Source organism: Mesorhizobium sp. WSM3862, assembly GCF_002294985.1.
Classification (GTDB): domain Bacteria; phylum Pseudomonadota; class Alphaproteobacteria; order Rhizobiales; family Rhizobiaceae; genus Mesorhizobium.
Genome location: NZ_NSGE01000001.1, coordinates 21,132 through 38,178, shown reverse-complemented (window position 1 = coordinate 38,178; position 17,047 = coordinate 21,132). Strand labels below are relative to the sequence as shown.

Genomic DNA, 17,047 nt, shown 5'->3' with positions numbered 1-17,047 from the left:
TTACTCCCCTACTCCCTTATTCCCCTAATTACTTCTTCTTGCCGGCGATCGCCTTGGCCGGGCCCTTGCGGGTGCGCGCATTGGTATGCGTGCGCTGGCCGCGGACCGGCAGCGAGCGGCGGTGACGCAGCCCGCGGTAGCAGCCGAGGTCCATCAGCCGCTTGATGTTCATCGAGACCTCGCGGCGCAGGTCGCCTTCGACCTGGTAGTCGCGGTCGATCGTCTCGCGGATCTGCAGCACTTCCGCGTCGGTCAGCTGGTTGACGCGGCGGTCTGCCGGGATGCCGACCTTGTCGACGATCTCCTGGGCAAACTTCTTGCCGATGCCGTGAATGTACTGAAGCGCAATGACGACGCGCTTGTTGGTCGGAATGTTGACGCCGGCTATACGAGCCATGTTCTTTCATCTCCATTTGGGCCGGCCATCCTTCAAAAAGGCAGGCCTGGCGCTATCTAAGTTGCCCCGCGTCCGGTGGAGGCCGGCCCTTGCGGGAGTTTCCTGGTTCAAAACGGATGCCCTGCCCTTGCGGGCAAGCAAAGTCCATGCCTGATAGGAAGACGGGCCGCCATACCCCAATGGCTTCTTCCAGTCAAGCGCAATCTTTGCTTGTCGGAGCGGCCTAGCTCACCGCCGCCGTGAGCACCTTCTCAATCTCCGCGGTCACCGCGTCGATGCTGGCCATGCCGTCAACGCTCTTCAGCCTGCCTTTGGCATAGTAGTAGCCGGTCAGCGGCGCCGTCTTCTTGTAATATTCTCGCAGGCGCTCCTCGAACACCGCCGGGTTGTCGTCCTTGCGCACCGGCTGCCCGGCCGCCTTGGCATCCTCGGCCCGCTTGACGATGCGCCCGACCAGCGCCTTGTCGTCGACGACGAGCTCGATGACGCTGTCGAGCGCGATGTTGCGCTCGGCGAGCATGGCTTCGACGGCATCGGCCTGCACCAGCGTGCGCGGATAACCGTCGAGGATGAAGCCCCTGGCGCAGTCGGGCTGGTCGATCCGCTCGGCAACGATCGCATTGACGATCGCGTCCGATACCAGCTCGCCGGCATCCATCACCGCCTTGGCCCGCTTGCCGACTTCGGTTCCGGCCTGGACGGCGGCACGCAGCATGTCTCCCGTCGAAAGCTGGGGTATGCCGTGTTTTTCTACCAGTCTCTGTGCTTGCGTCCCCTTGCCCGCTCCTGGCGGCCCAAGCAATATCAGCCTCATCTGCTCCTCTTACCCCCGCGCAACTTCGACTTCTTGATCAGGCCCTCATACTGGTGCGCGATCAGGTGACCCTGAATCTGCGCTACCGTGTCGAGCGTGACACTGACCACGATCAGAAGCGATGTGCCACCGAGATAGAAAGGTACGCCAGTCGCTGAAATCAGGAACTCAGGCAGCAGACACACCAGCACCAGATAGATGGCGCCGATGACGGTGATACGCGTCAGAACATAGTCGATATATTCGGCGGTGCGCTCGCCCGGACGATAGCCCGGGATGAAGCCGGAATGCTTCTTGAGCTGGTCGGCCGTGTCCTTCGGGTTGAAGACGATCGCCGTATAGAAGAAGGCGAAGAAAATGATCATCGCCGCATAGAACGCCATATAGAGCGGCTGGCCGTGCCCGAGCGCGGCCAGGACCGTGCTCGCCCAGGCAGGCAGGTTGGTGGTCTGCGAGAAGCCGGCAACCGTTGCCGGCAGCAACAGCAGCGAGGAGGCGAAGATCGGCGGGATGACGCCCGAGGTGTTGAGCTTCAGCGGCAAATGCGAGGTATCGCCCTGGAACATGCGGTTGCCGACCTGCCGCTTCGGATACTGGATGAGCAGGCGGCGCTGAGCGCGCTCGAAGAAGACGATGACGCCGATGACGACGACGGCGAGCACGATGATCGCGAGAATCAGGCTCGTGGACAGCGCACCGGTGCGGCCGAGTTCCAGCGTGCCTGAAATGGCGTGCGGCAGACCGGCGACGATGCCCGAGAAGATGATCAGCGAAATGCCGTTGCCGATGCCGCGCGCGGTGATCTGCTCGCCGAGCCACATCAGGAACATGGTCCCGCCGACAAGCGTGACGACGGTCGAGATGCGGAAGAACATGCCGGGATCGGTGACGATACCGTTGCCGCCCTCCAGCCCGACCGAAATGCCGTAGGCCTGCACCAAGGCCAGCAGCACGGTGCCGTAGCGCGTGTACTGGTTGATGATCTTGCGGCCCTGCTCGCCTTCCTTCTTGAGCGCTTCCAGCGACGGGATGACCGAGGTCATCAGCTGCATGATGATGGAGGCGGAGATGTAGGGCATGATGCCGAGCGCGAAGATCGCCATGCGCTGCACGGCGCCGCCGGCAAACATGTTGAACATGCCGAGCACGCCCTTGCTCTGCGAGGAGAAGGCCTGCGCGAAAGCGTCGGGATTGATCCCGGGAAGCGGGATGTAGGTGCCGAGGCGGTAGACGAGCAGCGCGCCGACGGTGAACCAGATGCGCTTCTTCAGATCCTCGGCCTTGGCGAAGGCCGCAAAATTCAGATTGGAGGCTAGTTGTTCAGCAGCCGAAGCCATGCCTGATTTTCTCCGCTAGAGCATGATGCCGAAAAGTGTGAAGCGGTTTTCGGAAGACATCATGCTCTACTTCATTGATTTCTATGTCGCGCTCGATGCCCGCAGCTCAGGCGGCGCGTGTCACCGAAGCTCACGAGATAAGCTCCGGACCGTCAACATGCAAGCGGCCGCGTTGACGCGGCCGCCTAATTGATCAGATCAAAGCGCGGACGGGCGGCAAAAATGAAACCATACCCGCCGGCCGCGCTTCAAATCGCCGTTACTCGGCGGCGGCCGCTTCCGGCAGCTTCACCGAACCGCCCGCCTTCTCGATCTTCTCGATCGCAGCTCTGGAGGCGCCGGCGACGTCGAAGCTGAGCTTGGCCTTGAGCTCGCCGTCGGAGAGCACGCGCACGCCGTCCTTGGCGCGGCGGATGACGCCGGCAGCGATCAGGGTCTCAGCCGTCACGGTCTCCTTCGCGTCGAGCTTCTTGGCATCGATCGCAGCCTGGATGCGGGCAAGCGACACGACGGTGAAGCTCTTGGCGAACAGGTTGTTGAAGCCGCGCTTCGGCAGGCGCCGGTAAAGCGGCATCTGGCCGCCCTCGAAGCCGTTGATGGCAACGCCCGAGCGTGCCTTCTGGCCCTTGACGCCGCGACCGGCGGTCTTGCCAGAGCCGGAGCCGATGCCGCGACCGAGGCGCTTCCTGGAGTGCGTGGCGCCGTCCTTGTCACGCAGATCGTTGAGTTTCATGTTTCTGTCTCCTGCGCTTCCGTTCAGGCCTCGTCCACAACGCGGACGAGGTGCTGGACGGCGGCGATCATGCCGCGCACCGAAGGGGTGTCTTCCAGCGTGCGCCGCTTGTGCATCTTGTTGAGGCCGAGGCCGACCAGCGTCGCGCGCTGCTCCTTCGGCCGGCGGATCGGCGAACCGATCTGCTCGACGGTGATGGTCTTGGTAGCTTTCTTGGCCATGGTCGAAATCCCTGGTCAGCGTCGACTATTCTTCGGCCGCGACGGCGGTGCCGCGGCGGGCCTGAAGGGTCGAGTACTTGATGCCGCGCGCAGCAGCTACATCCTTCGGATGCATCTGGCTCTTCAGCGCGTCGAAGGTGGCGCGAACCATGTTGTAGGGGTTCGACGAACCCATCGACTTGGCGACCACGTCATGCATGCCGAGCGTCTCGAAGACGGCGCGCATCGGGCCGCCAGCGATGATGCCGGTACCCTGCTTGGCGGCGCGCAGCAGAACGCGTCCGGCGCCCCAGCGGCCCTCGACGTCGTGATGCAGCGTGCGGCCCGAACGCAGCGGCACGAAGATCATGTCGCGCTTGGCCGATTCGGTCGCCTTGCGGATCGCCTCCGGCACTTCGCGCGCCTTGCCGTGGCCGAAGCCGACGCGGCCCTTCTGGTCGCCGACGACGACGAGCGCGGCAAAGCCGAAGCGACGGCCGCCCTTCACCACCTTGGCGACGCGGTTGATGTGGACAAGCTTGTCCACCATGCCGTCGTCGCGCTCCTCGCGTTCACGCTCGCGGCCGCGGCCGCCTTCCCTACGTTCCTGTGCCATATCCTAGTCCTTGTTCTTTTCCGGAAGCACGGGTTGCTGTTTGCCGGCGCCTCTATCGGCACCGGCGGTGAATTTCTCCTTTGCATGATCTTGTCCGAAAAGTCTGCAACTTTTCGGGATCATGCATTAGAAGCTCAGACCGCCTTCGCGGGCAGCCTCGGCCAGCGCCTTGACGCGGCCGTGATAGATGTACGGGCCACGGTCGAAGACGACTTCCTTGACGCCGGCCTTCGAAGCGCGCTCGGCGATCAGCTTGCCGACGGCCGCAGCGGCGGCGCTGTCGGCGCCGGTCTTGAGCGAGCCCTTCAGCTCCTTCTCCAGCGTCGAGGCGGCGGCCAGCGTGTGGCCCTTCGCGTCGTCGATGACCTGGACGTATATGTGCTTCGAGGTGCGATGCACCGAAAGCCGCGGCCGCTCGCCGGCGACCTTCTTGAGCTGGCGGCGCACGCGCTGCGCGCGGCGCTGGGTTGTTTCTTTGGGGCTAGCCATGATTCTGTTCCTTGCCTTCAGAAAACGGGGGCAACCGTGTGCGGTAGGCCAAGCCTCCCGCGGTCGCGCCCCGCGGCGATCAAAAGTCTTACTTCTTCTTGCCTTCCTTGCGGACAATCCGCTCGTCGGCATAGCGCACGCCCTTGCCCTTGTAGGGTTCGGGACCGCGATACTCGCGGATCTCGGCCGCGACCTGGCCGACCTGCTGCTTGTCGATGCCGGAGATCGTGATTTCGGTCGGCTTCGGCACGGAGATCGTGATGCCCTGCGGCGTCTCATAGACCACGTCGTGGCTGAAGCCGAGCGCCAGCTGCAGGTTCTTGCCCTGCATGGCGGCGCGATAGCCGACGCCGGTGATCTCGAGCTTCTTCTCGAAGCCGTCCTTGACGCCCTGCAGGATGTTGACGATCTGCGTGCGCGACATGCCCCACTTGGCGCGGGCGGTCTTGGTCTGGTCGCGCGGCTCGACCGAAATCTCGGCGCCTTCCATCTTGACCAGCACTTCGTCGTTGACCACGAACTTCAGCTCGCCCTTGGGGCCCTTGGCCGTCACGGTCTGGCCGTTGACGGTCGCGGAGACGCCCTGCGGCAGCGAAACGGGTTTCTTTCCGATACGAGACATTGTTGTCTCCTCTTCCTTTACTGCTGTGAATGGTGAATGGTGAAATGGCGAACGGCGCGGTCAAAAGTCCCGTGCAGTCTCACCATTCACTATTCACCATTGACCATTCACCCTTAGAAAATCTGGCAGAGGATCTCGCCGCCGACATTCTGCTCGCGCGCTTCGTGATCGGCCATGACGCCCTTCGGCGTCGAAAGGATGGCGATGCCGAGGCCGTTGGCGACATGCGGGATCGACTTGGCCGAGACATAGACGCGGCGGCCGGGCTTCGAGACGCGCTCGATTTCGCGCACGACCGGAGCGCCGTCGAAATACTTCAGCTCGATCTCGATTTCCGACTTGCCGTTCTCGAAGTCAGTCTGGCTGTAGTCGCGGATATAGCCTTCCGACTTCAGCACTTCGAGGACGCGGGCGCGCAGACGCGAAGCCGGAGTCGAGACGCTCGACTTCTTGCGGCCATAGGCGTTGCGGATGCGGGTCAGCATATCGCCGAGAGGATCGCTCAATGACATCTCAGTGTCTCCTTACCAGCTCGACTTGACCAGGCCCGGGATCTGGCCGTTGTTGCCCAGATCGCGAAGCGCGATACGCGAAAGCTTGAGCTTGCGATAGTAGGCGCGCGGACGCCCCGTCACTTCGCAGCGGTTGCGGATGCGGATCTTGGCCGAGTTGCGCGGCAGCGCCGAAAGCTTCAACTGGGCGCGGAAACGCTCTTCCATCGGCTTGGACTGGTCCATGACGATTTCCTTGAGCGCCTTGCGCTTGGCGGCGTACTGACCGGCAAGCTTGCGGCGCCGGTTGTTCTTCTCGACTGAGCTGGTCTTTGCCATTTCAGATTTTTCCTTTTTCGCTGCCGTTACTGGCGGAAGGGGAAGTTGAAGGCCTTGAGCAGCGCCCTGGCCTCGTCATCCGTCTTCGCCGTCGTACAAACGATGACGTCCATGCCCCAGACCTGATCAACCTTGTCGTAGTTGATCTCCGGGAACACGATGTGCTCCTTGATGCCCATGGCGTAGTTGCCACGGCCGTCAAAGCTCTTCGGGTTGAGTCCGCGGAAGTCGCGAACGCGCGGCAGCGCGATGTTCACGAGGCGGTCGAGGAACTCGTACATCCGTTCCTTGCGCAGCGTGACCTTGGCGCCGATCGGCATGTTCTCGCGCACCTTGAAGCCCGCGATCGAGTTGCGGGCGCGGGTGACGACAGCCTTCTGGCCGGCGATCAGCGCGAGGTCCTCGGCCGCGACAGAGGGCTTCTTGGAATCGCCGGTCGCTTCACCGACGCCCATGTTCAGCACGATCTTGTCGATGCGCGGAACCTGCATCTCGTTGTCGTAGCCGAACTGCTCCTGCAGCGCCTTGCGGATGGTCTCCTGATAGACCTTCTTGAGGCGCGGCTCGTTCTTGGCAGCTGCCTGCTTGGTTTCAGCTTTAGCCATTGATGACTTCTCCCGAACGCTTGGCGACGCGCACCTTCTTGCCGTCCTTCTGGATGGCGAAGCCGACGCGGGTCGGCTTGCCGTCCTTGGGGTCGGCCAGCGCGATGTTCGACAGGTGGATCGGCGCTTCCTTGGTGATGATCCCGCCCTCTTGGGACTGGGTCTGCTTCTGGTGACGGCGAATGAGGTTCACGCCGCGGACCAGCGCGGTGTCTTCCTTCGGCTGCACCGACAGGACTTCGCCCGAACGGCCCTTGTCCTTGCCGGCAAGCACGACGACCGTGTCGCCTTTTCTGATCTTTTGCATGGGTCCGGCTCCTTACAGCACTTCAGGTGCGAGCGAGATGATCTTCATGTGGTTCTTGGCGCGAAGCTCGCGCGGAACCGGCCCGAAGATACGCGTGCCGATCGGCTCTTTCTTGTTGTCGACAAGAACGGCCGCGTTCTTGTCGAAACGGATCACGCTGCCGTCCGGACGGCGGATGTCCTTGGCCGTGCGAACCACGACCGCCTTCATCACGTCGCCCTTCTTAACGCGGCCGCGCGGGATGGCTTCCTTGATCGACACCACGATGATGTCGCCGACGGAGGCATACTTCCGCTTCGAACCGCCCAGCACCTTGATGCACATGACACGACGGGCGCCGGAATTGTCCGCGACGTCGAGGTTTGTTTGCATCTGAATCATGACTGGCCGCCTTCTTCTTTTCTAACGGGACGGGCTTTCACCCCTCCCCGGTCTGTCCAAAATTCGTTTCGTTCGCCCGGATCAAGCCTGATCCGCGGTGATGACGACCCAGCGCTTGTCCTTGGAGATCGGCTTCGATTCCTGGATGAACACCTGGTCGCCGACCTTGTGGGCGTTGTTCTCGTCATGCGCCTTGTACTTCTTGGTCAGGCGCACGGTCTTCTTCATCACGGGATGCGTGAAGCGCCGCTCGACCTTGACGACGACCGTCTTCTCGTTCTTGTCGCTGACGACGGTGCCCTGCAGGATGCGCTTTGGCATGGTTCTCGTCCTTAAGCCTTCTTGGCCGCGGCTTTTTCCGCGGCGATGGTCTTGATGCGCGCGATGTCCCTGCGGACCTGCTTCACGCGTGCGGTCTTCTCGAGCTGGCCGGTGGCCTTCTGGAAGCGCAGGTTGAACTGCTCCTTCTTGAGGGCGGCCAGGTCGTCGGCCAGCTGATCCTGGGTCTTGGTCCGGATGTCTTCGGCTTTCATGATCGCCTGTCCTTATTCTGCGATGCGCTGCACGAAGCGCGTCTTGACCGAGAGCTTGGCGGCGCCGAGACGCAGCGCCTCACGCGCGGTTTCTTCGCTGACGCCGTCGATCTCGAACATGATGCGGCCAGGCTTGACGCGCGCCGCCCAGTAGTCGACGGCGCCCTTGCCCTTACCCATGCGCACTTCGGTCGGCTTCGAGGTGACCGGCAGATCCGGGAACACCCGGATCCAGACGCGGCCGGCGCGCTTCATCTCGCGGGTGATCGCGCGGCGGGCCGCCTCGATCTCGCGCGCGGTGACGCGGTTCGGCTCAAGCGCCTTCAGCCCGAAACCGCCGAAATCCAGATTGGTGCCGCCCTTGGCGGTACCGTGGATACGGCCCTTGAACTGCTTGCGGAACTTTGTGCGCTTTGGCTGCAGCATCGTTCTAACTCCAAATTCTCAAATTTCTCAGGCGTTCTCGCGACGGCGACCGCGCTCACGCTCGCCGGTCTGACCGCCGTGATCGCCTTCCGTGGCGCGACGCTCCGACGCCATCGGGTCGTGCTCGAGGATCTCGCCCTTGAACACCCACACCTTGACACCGCAGATGCCGTACGCCGTGTTCGCCTCGGCCGTGCCGTAGTCGACATCGGCGCGCAGCGTGTGGAGCGGCACGCGGCCTTCGCGGTACCACTCCATGCGCGCGATTTCAGCGCCGCCGAGACGGCCGGAGCAGTTGATGCGTATGCCTTCGGCGCCGAGACGCATGGCAGACTGAACGGCGCGCTTCATGGCGCGACGGAACGCAATGCGGCGTTCGAGCTGCTGGGCGATCGACTGGGCGATCAGCGTGGCGTCGATTTCCGGCTTGCGCACTTCAACGATGTTGAGGTGCGTCTCGGACTTCGTCATCTCCATCAGCTTCCTGCGGAGCTTCTCGATGTCGGCGCCCTTCTTGCCGATGATCAGGCCCGGACGCGCGGCATGGATGGTGACGCGGCACTTCTTGTGCGGACGCTCGATCACGACCTTGGAGATCGCGGCCTGCTTGAGTTCCTTCTCAAGATACTTACGGATCTTGATGTCTTCATGCAGCAGCTGACCGTATTCGCCGGTGTTCGCGAACCAGCGCGAATCCCAGGTGCGGTTGATGCCGAGACGCAGCCCGATCGGATTGACTTTCTGGCCCATTATGCGGCCTCCCCTTTTTCCTCGACTTCACGAACGACGATCGTGAGGTGCGAGAACGGCTTTTCGATACGGCTGGCGCGACCACGGCCACGCGCGTGGAAACGCTTCATGACGATCGACTTGCCGACATAGGCTTCCGATACGATCAGTGCGTCGACATCGAGGTCGTGGTTGTTTTCCGCGTTGGCGATCGCCGACTCCAGCGTCTTCTTGACCGTGCCGGAAATCCGCTTAGCCGAGAATTCGAGGTCGGAGAGCGCTGTCGCGACCTTCTTGCCGCGGATCAGCGCGGCAACCAGGTTCAGCTTCTGCGGGCTGATACGGATGGTGCGCAGAACGGCGCGCGCCTCGTTGTCAGCAAGCCTGCGCGGAGCTTTGGCCTTGCCCATGATTATTTCCTCTTCGCCTTCTTATCCGCGCCATGACCGTAATAGGTCCGGGTCGGAGCGAATTCACCGAACTTGTGGCCGACCATGTCCTCGTTCACGGAGACGGGAACGTGCTTCTGGCCGTTGTAGACACCGAAGGTGAAGCCGACGAACTGCGGCAGGATGGTGGAGCGACGGCTCCACATCTTGATCACCTCATTGCGACCGCCTTCACGAACCTTGTCCACCTTCTTGAGAAGGTAGCCGTCGATGAAGGGGCCTTTCCAAATCGAACGAGTCACTTGGCGTTACCTCTTCTTAGCTCTTGCGCTGATGGCGCGAGCGCACGATGAACTTGTCGGTCGCCTTGTTGGACCGCGTCTTCTTGCCCTTGGTCGGCTTGCCCCAGGGCGAAACCGGGTGACGGCCACCCGAGGTGCGGCCTTCGCCACCACCGTGCGGATGATCGACCGGGTTCATGGCCACGCCGCGATTGTGCGGGCGCTTGCCACGCCACACCGTGCGGCCGGCCTTGCCGTCGTTGATGTTGCCGTGATCGGGGTTCGACACGGCGCCCACGGTGGCCATGCACGAGCCGTGCACGACGCGCTGCTCGCCCGAGTTGAGGCGCAGGATCGCCATGCCCTGGTCGCGGCCGACGAGCTGGGCGTAACCGCCCGCCGAACGGGCGACTTGGCCGCCCTTGCCCGGCTTCAGCTCAATATTGTGGACGATCGTGCCGACCGGCATCGAGGCCAGCGGCATCGCGTTGCCCGGCTTCACGTCGACCGCTTCGCCGGCCACGATCTTGTCGCCGGCAGCCAGACGCTGCGGCGCCAGGATGTAGGACAGCTCGCCGTCGTCATACTTGATCAGCGCGATGAAGGCGGTGCGGTTCGGATCGTATTCGATGCGCTCGACCGTGCCGACGACGTCGTACTTCTTACGCTTGAAGTCGATGATGCGGTACGAACGCTTGTGACCGCCGCCGATGAAGCGGGCCGTGATGCGGCCGTAATTGTTGCGGCCGCCCGACTTGGTCAGGCCTTCGGTCAGACCCTTGACGGGCTTGCCCTTGTAGAGGCCCGAGCGGTCGACGATGACCAGCTGACGGGTGCTCGGCGTTACCGGGTTGAATTTCTTGAGTGCCATTGTCCTGTCCTCGCGGCCTTGCTCAGAGACCCGTCGCGACGTCGATCGACTGGCCGTCGGCCAGCGTCACAACCGCCTTCTTGACGTCGCCCTGGCGGCCAACCGTGCCGCGGAAGCGCTTGATCTTGCCCTTACGGACGAGCGTGTTCACGGCCGTAACCTTGACCCCGAAGAGAGCTTCCACGGCGGCCTTGATTTCCGGCTTCGACGCCTTCTTGGCGACATTGAAGACGACCTGGTTCTGCTCGGAAGCCATGGTCGACTTTTCGGTGATCGCCGGCGAGACGATCACGTCGTAATGACGGAGGTCGGTCATTTGAAGCGCTCCTCGAGAGCCTCGACGGCGGCCTTCGAAAGGACCAGCGTGCCGCGGCGCAGAATGTCGTAGACGTTGATGCCCTGGATCGGCAGCACGTCGATGTTGGGAATGTTGGTCGCCGCCAGCTTGAAGTTCTGGTCAAGCTCGGCGCCGCCGATCACCAGGGCATTGGTGAGCCCGAGCGTCTCGAGGCTCGCCACCAGCGCCTTGGTCTTGGCTTCGGCGAGCTTCAGCTCGTCGACGATGATCAGCGAAGCGCTCTTGGCCTTGGCCGAGAGAGCGTGCTTCAAGCCCAGCGCGCGCACCTTCTTCGGCAGCTCGTGCTCATGGCTGCGCACGACCGGGCCGTGCGCCTTGCCACCGCCGCGGAACTGCGGAGCGCGAGCCGAATGGTGACGGGCGCGGCCCGTACCCTTCTGCTTGTACATCTTGGCGCCGGTGCGCGCGATCTCGGCGCGGCCCTTGGCCTTGTGCGTGCCCTGCTGCTTCTTGGCCAGCTGCCAGCGCACGACGCGCTGCAGGATGTCCTCACGCGGGTCAAGGCCGAAGATCTCCTCGGAGAGCTTTACCTTGCCAGCGTCCTTGCCGCCGAGGGTTGTGATCTTGAGGTCCATTATTCCGCTCCCTCATTGGCCGGGGCATCGTTCTTGGCGGCAGCGGCACGGATCGCGGCTGGCTTCGGCGCGTTGGCCGGCAGCGCAACCTTGGCCGCGTCACGGACCAGGATCCAGGCGCCCTTCACTCCCGGGACGGCGCCGCGGATCAGGATCAGGCCGCGGTCGGCATCGGTCGAGACGACCTCGACATTCTGGGTGGTGACGCGGACGTCGCCCATGTGGCCGGCCATCTTCTTGCCCTTGAACACCTTACCGGGGTCCTGGCGCTGACCGGTCGAGCCGTGCGTGCGGTGCGAGACCGAGTTACCGTGCGTGGCGCGGCCGCCACCCATGTTGTGCCGCTTGATCACGCCCTGGAAACCCTTGCCGGTCGAGGTGCCCGTCACGTCGACCTTCTGGCCGGCGACGAAGTGCTCGACGGTGAGCTCGGCGCCGACGTCGATCATGTTGTCGGCGGAGACGCGGAACTCGGCGAGCTTCGCCTTCGGCTCGACGGAGGCGGCAGCGAAATGGCCGCGCATCGCCTTCGACGTGTTCTTCACCTTGGCAAGGCCAACGCCGAGCTGGACGGCGGTGTAGCCGTTCTTCTCCTGCGTGCGCTGCGCCACGACCTGGCAGTTCTCCATCTGGAGAACGGTGACGGGAACGTGTTCCCCGGCATCGTTATAGATGCGGGTCATTCCCACCTTCTTTGCAATCACACCTGAACGCATCGGTTCAATTCCTTTAGAGTTCCCTGTCGGGGCTGACGCCCCTCCACGCCTCTTGCTTCCTTCAGAGTTCCGGGTCGCCCCGCCCTCTTGTTCCTTAGAGCTTGATCTCGACGTCGACACCGGCGGCCAGATCGAGCTTCATCAGAGCATCGACCGTCTGCGGGGTCGGATCGACGATGTCGAGCAGTCGCTTGTGGGTGCGCATCTCGAACTGCTCGCGGCTCTTCTTGTCGACGTGAGGCGACCGGTTGACCGTGAACTTTTCGATCCGCGTCGGCAGCGGAATGGGACCGCGGACGTTGGCGCCGGTGCGCTTGGCGGTCGACACGATTTCGCGCGTCGAGGCGTCGAGCACCCGGTGGTCAAACGCCTTAAGGCGGATGCGGATATTCTGTCCGTTCATGCGTCAATTCCTTGTTCTGGCGCGGCGCGGGCAGCCCCGCGCCCGCGACAGATCCGTTTCGTCCAGTTATTCTTTGATGGTGACGACGATGCCGGCACCGACGGTGCGGCCGCCTTCACGGATGGCGAAGCGCAGCTTCTCTTCCATCGCGATCGGCACGATCAGCTCGACGTCGACGGTGATGTTGTCGCCGGGCATCACCATCTCGGTGCCGGCCGGCAGCGTCACGATGCCGGTCACGTCGGTGGTGCGGAAGTAGAACTGCGGACGGTAGTTGGTGAAGAACGGCGTGTGACGGCCGCCCTCGTCCTTGGTCAGGATGTAGGCTTCGGCCACGAACTTCTTGTGCGGCTTCACCGAACCCGGCTTGGCCAGAACCTGGCCGCGCTCGACACCCTCGCGGTCGATGCCGCGCAACAGCGCGCCGATGTTGTCGCCGGCCTGGCCCTGGTCGAGCAGCTTGCGGAACATCTCGACGCCCGTGCAGGTGGTCTTGGCCGTCGGACGGATGCCGACGATCTCCAATTCCTCGCCGACCTTGACCACGCCGCGCTCGACGCGGCCGGTCACGACCGTGCCGCGGCCCGAGATCGAGAACACGTCCTCGATCGGCATCAGGAACGGCTTGTCCAGCGGACGAACCGGCGTCGGGATGTAGGCGTCGACCTGCGCCATCAGCTCGCGGATGGCGTCCTCGCCGATGGTCTTGTTCGAATCTTCCAGCGCAGCCAGAGCCGAGCCCTTGACGATCGGAATGTCGTCGCCGGGGAACTCGTTCTTGGTCAGCAGTTCGCGAACCTCGAGCTCGACCAGCTCGAGCAGCTCGGCGTCGTCGACCTGGTCGACCTTGTTCAGGAACACCACGATCGAGGGCACGCCGACCTGACGGGCCAAAAGGATGTGCTCGCGGGTCTGCGGCATCGGGCCGTCGGCGGCCGAAACCACCAGGATCGCGCCGTCCATCTGCGCGGCGCCGGTGATCATGTTCTTCACATAGTCGGCATGGCCGGGGCAGTCGACATGGGCGTAGTGACGGTTGGCCGTCTCGTACTCGACATGCGCCGTCGAGATGGTGATGCCGCGCGCCTTCTCTTCCGGCGCCGCGTCGATCTGGTCATAGCGCTTGTATTCGCCAAAATACTTCGTGATCGCCGCCGTCAGCGACGTCTTGCCATGATCGACGTGGCCGATCGTGCCAATGTTCACATGCGGCTTGGTGCGCTCGAATTTACCTTTTGCCACTGTATTTCTCCGTCTTTACTCATCCCGCTCGGGGAAATTGATATTCGCTCCAGCCGAACCGGAAACGCGTAAGAGCCGCGGTTCCGGTGGCACAGGCATTCTCACGCGTACTTTTTCTGGACTTCCTGGGCCACCGCCGTAGGGACCGGCTCATAGTGGTCGAACTGCATCGTGTACTGGGCGCGGCCCTGCGACATCGAACGCAGATTGTCGACGTACTTGAACATGTTGGCCAAAGGCACCATCGCGTTGATGACGACTGCCACGCCACGCGCTTCCTGGCCCTGGATCTGGCCGCGACGGCCGTTGAGGTCACCGATAACGCCGCCGACATAGTCTTCCGGCGTCACGACCTCGACCTTCATGATCGGCTCCAGCAGCTGCACGCCGAGCCTCGGGGCCGCTTCCTTGAAGCAGGCGCGGGAGGCAATTTCGAACGCCAGCACCGAGGAGTCGACGTCGTGGAAGGCACCGTCGATCAGCGTCGCCTTGACGCCGATCATCGGGAAGCCGGCAAACGGGCCGGAACCCATGACGCTCTGGATACCCTTCTCGACGCCGGGGATATATTCCTTCGGCACCGCGCCGCCGACGATCTTGGACTCGAACAGGAACTCTTCGCTCTCGGTGTTCGGCTCGAACACGATCTTGACGCGAGCGAACTGGCCGGTACCGCCCGTCTGCTTCTTGTGCGTGTAGTCCTGCTCGTGGGTCCGGGTGATCGTCTCGCGATAGGCCACCTGCGGAGCGCCGACATTGGCTTCCACCTTGAACTCGCGGCGCATGCGGTCGACGATGATGTCCAGATGCAGCTCGCCCATGCCGGCGATAATGGTCTGACCGCTTTCCTCGTCGGTCTTGACGCGGAAGGACGGATCCTCGGCCGCCAGGCGATGCAGCGCGAGGCCCATCTTTTCCTGGTCGTTCTTGGTCTTCGGCTCGATGGCGATCTGGATGACCGGATCGGGGAATTCCATGCGCTCGAGGATGACCGGATGCAGCGGATCGCAGAGCGTGTCGCCGGTCGTCGTGTCCTTGAGGCCGGCCAGCGCGACGATGTCGCCGGCATAGGCTTCCTCGATATCGGCGCGCGAATTCGCATGCATCTGCAACATGCGGCCGATGCGCTCCTTCTTGCCCTTCACGGTGTTGTCGAGCGAGGTGCCCTTGGTGAGCTTGCCCGAGTAGATGCGAGCGAAGGTCAGCGAGCCGACGAACGGGTCGTTCATGATCTTGAACGCCAGCATCGACAGCGGCTCGTTGTCGTCGGCATGACGCTCGATCTCGGCGTCGGTCTTGGCGTCGACACCCTTGATGGCCGGCACGTCGATCGGCGACGGCAGGTATTCGACAACGGCGTCCAGCAGCGGCTGCACGCCCTTGTTCTTGAAGGCCGAGCCGCAGAACATCGGGAAGAACTTGACCGCGATGGTGCCCTTGCGGATCAGCGCACGGATCTCGTCGTTCGACGGCATGTTGCCTTCGAGGTAATTCTCGAGCGCAGTCTCGTCCATCTCGACGGCGGCCTCGATCATCTTCTCGCGATACTGAGCAGCCTTGTCCTTGAGGTCGGCCGGGATTTCGACGACGTCCCAGGCAGCGCCCAGCGTCTCGTCGCGCCAGACAAGCGCGTTCATTTCGACGAGGTCGACGACGCCCTTGAACTCGGTCTCGGCGCCGATCGGCAGCTGCATGACGACGGCCTGCGCGCCGAGGCGCGAGCCGATCATTTCCACCGAGCGGTAGAAGTCGGCGCCGATCTTGTCCATCTTGTTGCAGAAGATCATGCGCGGCACGTGGTACTTGTCGGCCTGGCGCCACACGGTCTCGGTCTGCGGCTCGACGCCGGCGTTGGCATCGAGCAGCGCGATGGCGCCGTCGAGCACGCGCAGCGAGCGCTCGACCTCGATTGTGAAGTCGACGTGTCCGGGAGTGTCGATGATGTTGAAGCGGCGCATCTTGCCGTCACGACCCTTCCAGAAGGTCGTGGTCGCGGCCGAGGTGATGGTGATGCCGCGTTCCTGCTCCTGCTCCATCCAGTCCATGGTGGCAGCGCCGTCATGGACTTCGCCGATCTTGTGCGACTTGCCCGTGTAGTACAGGACGCGCTCGGTCGTCGTCGTCTTGCCGGCGTCGATATGCGCCATGATACCGAAATTGCGGTAGTCTTCGATTTTGTATTCGCGGGCCATGGGAGGTGCCTCTCAGTCTCGTTCGCGCTTTACCAGCGGTAGTGCGCGAAGGCGCGGTTGGCTTCCGCCATCTTGTGGGTGTCTTCACGCTTCTTAACGGCCGTGCCGCGGTTGTTGGCCGCGTCCATCAGCTCGCCCGAGAGGCGGTCGACCATCGTGGTCTCGTTGCGGTTGCGCGCGGCGGCGATCAGCCAGCGGATGGCCAGCGCCTGGCGGCGCTCGGGGCGCACGTCGACCGGAACCTGGTAGGTGGCGCCGCCGACGCGACGCGAACGCACTTCCACATGCGGCGCGACATTGTCGAGCGCCTGGTGGAAGACGGCGACCGGCTCCTGCTTGGTCTTGGACTGGACCTGGTCCAGCGCGCCGTAGACGATGGTCTCGGCAACCGACTTCTTGCCGTCATACATGACGGCGTTCATGAACTTGGTGACGACCAGATCGCCGAACTTGGGGTCCGGATTGATCTCACGCTTTTCTGCACTGTGACGACGGGACATGGCTCTTGTCTCTCAATCTCGTGGCACGGCGCAGTCAAAAAAAGCGCCGAAGCCGGAAACCCTTACTTCGGACGCTTGGCACCGTATTTCGAACGGCGCTGCTTGCGGTTCTTCACACCCTGGGTGTCGAGCACGCCGCGGATGATGTGATAGCGGACGCCCGGCAGATCCTTGACGCGGCCGCCACGGATCATGACCACCGAGTGCTCCTGAAGGTTATGGCCTTCGCCCGGGATGTAGCCGATCACTTCGAAACCGTTGGTCAAACGGATCTTGGCAACCTTGCGCAGCGCCGAGTTCGGCTTCTTCGGCGTCGTCGTGTAGACGCGCGTGCAGACGCCCCGCTTCTGCGGGTTCTGCTGCATGGCCGGGACCTTGTTGCGCTTCACCGGCGCCAGGCGCGGCTTGCGGATCAGCTGGTTGACGGTAGGCATTAAACCCTCTTGTCTCTCAATTCCGTGTCTTGCCCTGTCAGGGCCGCTCAAAGCGTCATTTCCATAC

Annotated in this window: 28 protein-coding genes; all 28 read right to left on the bottom strand. The window is 63.1% G+C overall.

What is annotated here, in order from left to right:
- Positions 1-28: 28 nt before the first annotated feature.
- The 28 genes from rpsM to rpsL all read right to left on the bottom strand — a co-directional run bounded on the left by rpsM (position 29) and on the right by rpsL (position 16,980).
- A complete protein-coding gene (rpsM, locus tag CK224_RS00225; protein WP_027170351.1) occupies positions 29-397 on the bottom strand; it encodes a 30S ribosomal protein S13 in 369 nt (122 codons plus the stop codon).
- Positions 398-620: 223 nt separating this feature from the next.
- Positions 621-1,211, bottom strand: a complete 591-nt coding sequence (locus tag CK224_RS00220) for an adenylate kinase (protein WP_095780445.1) — start codon at positions 1,209-1,211, stop codon at positions 621-623.
- Entirely contained in the window at positions 1,208-2,548 is a 1,341-nt protein-coding gene (secY, locus tag CK224_RS00215; protein WP_066989608.1) for a preprotein translocase subunit SecY, read from the bottom strand. Before secY ends, CK224_RS00220 begins: the two co-directional genes overlap by 4 nt.
- 259 nt (positions 2,549-2,807) lie before the next feature.
- Positions 2,808-3,281, bottom strand: coding sequence for a 50S ribosomal protein L15 (gene rplO / locus CK224_RS00210; RefSeq protein WP_095780444.1), 474 nt, complete (start codon positions 3,279-3,281; stop codon positions 2,808-2,810).
- A 23-nt stretch (positions 3,282-3,304) separates the two neighbouring features.
- Positions 3,305-3,502, bottom strand: a complete 198-nt coding sequence (gene rpmD / locus CK224_RS00205; RefSeq protein ID WP_027170355.1) for a 50S ribosomal protein L30 — start codon at positions 3,500-3,502, stop codon at positions 3,305-3,307.
- Between the two features lie 25 nt (positions 3,503-3,527).
- A complete protein-coding gene (rpsE, locus tag CK224_RS00200; protein ID WP_027046810.1) occupies positions 3,528-4,097 on the bottom strand; it encodes a 30S ribosomal protein S5 in 570 nt (189 codons plus the stop codon).
- 126 nt (positions 4,098-4,223) lie between these two features.
- Entirely contained in the window at positions 4,224-4,586 is a 363-nt protein-coding gene (rplR, locus tag CK224_RS00195) for a 50S ribosomal protein L18 (RefSeq protein WP_066989604.1), read from the bottom strand.
- Between the two features lie 88 nt (positions 4,587-4,674).
- Complete coding sequence (rplF, locus tag CK224_RS00190; RefSeq protein WP_066989602.1) at positions 4,675-5,208, bottom strand: 50S ribosomal protein L6; 534 nt, start codon at positions 5,206-5,208, stop codon at positions 4,675-4,677.
- 113 nt (positions 5,209-5,321) lie between these two features.
- On the bottom strand, positions 5,322-5,720 hold the full coding sequence (gene rpsH / locus CK224_RS00185) for a 30S ribosomal protein S8 (protein WP_066989600.1): 399 nt from the start codon (positions 5,718-5,720) through the stop codon (positions 5,322-5,324).
- 12 nt (positions 5,721-5,732) lie between these two features.
- Entirely contained in the window at positions 5,733-6,038 is a 306-nt protein-coding gene (gene rpsN, locus CK224_RS00180) for a 30S ribosomal protein S14 (RefSeq protein ID WP_095777623.1), read from the bottom strand.
- A 26-nt stretch (positions 6,039-6,064) separates the two neighbouring features.
- A complete protein-coding gene (gene rplE, locus CK224_RS00175; RefSeq protein WP_095777622.1) occupies positions 6,065-6,643 on the bottom strand; it encodes a 50S ribosomal protein L5 in 579 nt (192 codons plus the stop codon).
- Positions 6,636-6,950 (bottom strand): 50S ribosomal protein L24, encoded by a 315-nt coding sequence (gene rplX, locus CK224_RS00170; protein ID WP_095780443.1) that lies wholly within the window; start codon positions 6,948-6,950, stop codon positions 6,636-6,638. Before rplX ends, rplE begins: the two co-directional genes overlap by 8 nt.
- 12 nt (positions 6,951-6,962) lie before the next feature.
- The gene (rplN, locus tag CK224_RS00165; protein ID WP_006205457.1) at positions 6,963-7,331 is read right to left on the bottom strand and encodes a 50S ribosomal protein L14; all 369 of its coding nucleotides are present in this window, start codon (positions 7,329-7,331) and stop codon (positions 6,963-6,965) included.
- A gap of 81 nt (positions 7,332-7,412) precedes the next feature.
- Positions 7,413-7,652: a 30S ribosomal protein S17 gene (gene rpsQ / locus CK224_RS00160; RefSeq protein ID WP_040970380.1), complete on the bottom strand. Its 240-nt coding sequence runs from the start codon at positions 7,650-7,652 to the stop codon at positions 7,413-7,415.
- Between the two features lie 11 nt (positions 7,653-7,663).
- Entirely contained in the window at positions 7,664-7,864 is a 201-nt protein-coding gene (gene rpmC / locus CK224_RS00155) for a 50S ribosomal protein L29 (protein WP_040970379.1), read from the bottom strand.
- Between the two features lie 12 nt (positions 7,865-7,876).
- A complete protein-coding gene (gene rplP / locus CK224_RS00150) occupies positions 7,877-8,290 on the bottom strand; it encodes a 50S ribosomal protein L16 (protein ID WP_027170364.1) in 414 nt (137 codons plus the stop codon).
- 27 nt (positions 8,291-8,317) lie between these two features.
- Entirely contained in the window at positions 8,318-9,040 is a 723-nt protein-coding gene (rpsC, locus tag CK224_RS00145; protein WP_066989596.1) for a 30S ribosomal protein S3, read from the bottom strand.
- The gene (gene rplV, locus CK224_RS00140; protein WP_066989594.1) at positions 9,040-9,429 is read right to left on the bottom strand and encodes a 50S ribosomal protein L22; all 390 of its coding nucleotides are present in this window, start codon (positions 9,427-9,429) and stop codon (positions 9,040-9,042) included. Before rplV ends, rpsC begins: the two co-directional genes overlap by 1 nt.
- Positions 9,430-9,431: 2 nt before the next feature.
- Entirely contained in the window at positions 9,432-9,710 is a 279-nt protein-coding gene (rpsS, locus tag CK224_RS00135) for a 30S ribosomal protein S19 (protein ID WP_006205463.1), read from the bottom strand.
- 16 nt (positions 9,711-9,726) lie between these two features.
- Complete coding sequence (rplB, locus tag CK224_RS00130) at positions 9,727-10,560, bottom strand: 50S ribosomal protein L2 (RefSeq protein ID WP_040970375.1); 834 nt, start codon at positions 10,558-10,560, stop codon at positions 9,727-9,729.
- A gap of 22 nt (positions 10,561-10,582) precedes the next feature.
- Positions 10,583-10,876, bottom strand: a complete 294-nt coding sequence (locus CK224_RS00125; protein ID WP_040983033.1) for a 50S ribosomal protein L23 — start codon at positions 10,874-10,876, stop codon at positions 10,583-10,585.
- Positions 10,873-11,493, bottom strand: coding sequence for a 50S ribosomal protein L4 (gene rplD / locus CK224_RS00120; protein ID WP_066989592.1), 621 nt, complete (start codon positions 11,491-11,493; stop codon positions 10,873-10,875). The genes CK224_RS00125 and rplD overlap by 4 nt, the downstream gene beginning before the upstream one ends.
- The gene (gene rplC / locus CK224_RS00115; protein ID WP_067321479.1) at positions 11,493-12,209 is read right to left on the bottom strand and encodes a 50S ribosomal protein L3; all 717 of its coding nucleotides are present in this window, start codon (positions 12,207-12,209) and stop codon (positions 11,493-11,495) included. Before rplC ends, rplD begins: the two co-directional genes overlap by 1 nt.
- A gap of 94 nt (positions 12,210-12,303) precedes the next feature.
- Positions 12,304-12,612 carry a 30S ribosomal protein S10 gene (gene rpsJ / locus CK224_RS00110; RefSeq protein WP_006205468.1) on the bottom strand — a complete coding sequence of 103 codons (309 nt, stop codon included), beginning with the start codon at positions 12,610-12,612 and terminating at the stop codon, positions 12,304-12,306.
- A 66-nt stretch (positions 12,613-12,678) separates the two neighbouring features.
- Entirely contained in the window at positions 12,679-13,854 is a 1,176-nt protein-coding gene (gene tuf, locus CK224_RS00105; RefSeq protein ID WP_066989565.1) for an elongation factor Tu, read from the bottom strand.
- A 101-nt stretch (positions 13,855-13,955) separates the two neighbouring features.
- The gene (gene fusA, locus CK224_RS00100; RefSeq protein ID WP_067321482.1) at positions 13,956-16,046 is read right to left on the bottom strand and encodes an elongation factor G; all 2,091 of its coding nucleotides are present in this window, start codon (positions 16,044-16,046) and stop codon (positions 13,956-13,958) included.
- Between the two features lie 29 nt (positions 16,047-16,075).
- Positions 16,076-16,546: a 30S ribosomal protein S7 gene (rpsG, locus tag CK224_RS00095; RefSeq protein WP_095780442.1), complete on the bottom strand. Its 471-nt coding sequence runs from the start codon at positions 16,544-16,546 to the stop codon at positions 16,076-16,078.
- Positions 16,547-16,608: 62 nt separating this feature from the next.
- The gene (rpsL, locus tag CK224_RS00090) at positions 16,609-16,980 is read right to left on the bottom strand and encodes a 30S ribosomal protein S12 (RefSeq protein ID WP_006202128.1); all 372 of its coding nucleotides are present in this window, start codon (positions 16,978-16,980) and stop codon (positions 16,609-16,611) included.
- Positions 16,981-17,047: the final 67 nt, after the last annotated feature.

Excerpts from the sequence above, each read along its gene's own strand:
- rplC (WP_067321479.1), bottom strand. The coding sequence starts at position 12,209 with ATGCGTTCAGGTGTGATTGCAAAGAAGGTGGGAATGACCCGCATCTAT.
- rplO (WP_095780444.1), bottom strand. The coding sequence starts at position 3,281 with ATGAAACTCAACGATCTGCGTGACAAGGACGGCGCCACGCACTCCAGG.
- rplB (WP_040970375.1), bottom strand. The coding sequence starts at position 10,560 with ATGGCACTCAAGAAATTCAACCCGGTAACGCCGAGCACCCGTCAGCTG.
- rpmC (WP_040970379.1), bottom strand. The coding sequence starts at position 7,864 with ATGAAAGCCGAAGACATCCGGACCAAGACCCAGGATCAGCTGGCCGAC.
- rpsH (WP_066989600.1), bottom strand. The coding sequence starts at position 5,720 with ATGTCATTGAGCGATCCTCTCGGCGATATGCTGACCCGCATCCGCAAC.
- CK224_RS00220 (WP_095780445.1), bottom strand. The coding sequence starts at position 1,211 with ATGAGGCTGATATTGCTTGGGCCGCCAGGAGCGGGCAAGGGGACGCAA.
- rpsM (WP_027170351.1), bottom strand. The coding sequence starts at position 397 with ATGGCTCGTATAGCCGGCGTCAACATTCCGACCAACAAGCGCGTCGTC.
- rplF (WP_066989602.1), bottom strand. The coding sequence starts at position 5,208 with ATGTCTCGTATCGGAAAGAAACCCGTTTCGCTGCCGCAGGGCGTCTCC.
- fusA (WP_067321482.1), bottom strand. The coding sequence starts at position 16,046 with ATGGCCCGCGAATACAAAATCGAAGACTACCGCAATTTCGGTATCATG.
- rpsL (WP_006202128.1), bottom strand. The coding sequence starts at position 16,980 with ATGCCTACCGTCAACCAGCTGATCCGCAAGCCGCGCCTGGCGCCGGTG.
- rpmD (WP_027170355.1), bottom strand. The coding sequence starts at position 3,502 with ATGGCCAAGAAAGCTACCAAGACCATCACCGTCGAGCAGATCGGTTCG.
- rplD (WP_066989592.1), bottom strand. The coding sequence starts at position 11,493 with ATGGACCTCAAGATCACAACCCTCGGCGGCAAGGACGCTGGCAAGGTA.
- CK224_RS00125 (WP_040983033.1), bottom strand. The coding sequence starts at position 10,876 with ATGACCGACCTCCGTCATTACGACGTGATCGTCTCGCCGGCGATCACC.
- secY (WP_066989608.1), bottom strand. The coding sequence starts at position 2,548 with ATGGCTTCGGCTGCTGAACAACTAGCCTCCAATCTGAATTTTGCGGCC.
- rplN (WP_006205457.1), bottom strand. The coding sequence starts at position 7,331 with ATGATTCAGATGCAAACAAACCTCGACGTCGCGGACAATTCCGGCGCC.
- rpsQ (WP_040970380.1), bottom strand. The coding sequence starts at position 7,652 with ATGCCAAAGCGCATCCTGCAGGGCACCGTCGTCAGCGACAAGAACGAG.
- rpsJ (WP_006205468.1), bottom strand. The coding sequence starts at position 12,612 with ATGAACGGACAGAATATCCGCATCCGCCTTAAGGCGTTTGACCACCGG.
- rplP (WP_027170364.1), bottom strand. The coding sequence starts at position 8,290 with ATGCTGCAGCCAAAGCGCACAAAGTTCCGCAAGCAGTTCAAGGGCCGT.
- rpsC (WP_066989596.1), bottom strand. The coding sequence starts at position 9,040 with ATGGGCCAGAAAGTCAATCCGATCGGGCTGCGTCTCGGCATCAACCGC.
- rpsN (WP_095777623.1), bottom strand. The coding sequence starts at position 6,038 with ATGGCAAAGACCAGCTCAGTCGAGAAGAACAACCGGCGCCGCAAGCTT.
- rpsE (WP_027046810.1), bottom strand. The coding sequence starts at position 4,097 with ATGGCACAGGAACGTAGGGAAGGCGGCCGCGGCCGCGAGCGTGAACGC.
- rplV (WP_066989594.1), bottom strand. The coding sequence starts at position 9,429 with ATGGGCAAGGCCAAAGCTCCGCGCAGGCTTGCTGACAACGAGGCGCGC.
- rplX (WP_095780443.1), bottom strand. The coding sequence starts at position 6,950 with ATGCAAAAGATCAGAAAAGGCGACACGGTCGTCGTGCTTGCCGGCAAG.
- rplR (WP_066989604.1), bottom strand. The coding sequence starts at position 4,586 with ATGGCTAGCCCCAAAGAAACAACCCAGCGCCGCGCGCAGCGCGTGCGC.
- rplE (WP_095777622.1), bottom strand. The coding sequence starts at position 6,643 with ATGGCTAAAGCTGAAACCAAGCAGGCAGCTGCCAAGAACGAGCCGCGC.
- rpsG (WP_095780442.1), bottom strand. The coding sequence starts at position 16,546 with ATGTCCCGTCGTCACAGTGCAGAAAAGCGTGAGATCAATCCGGACCCC.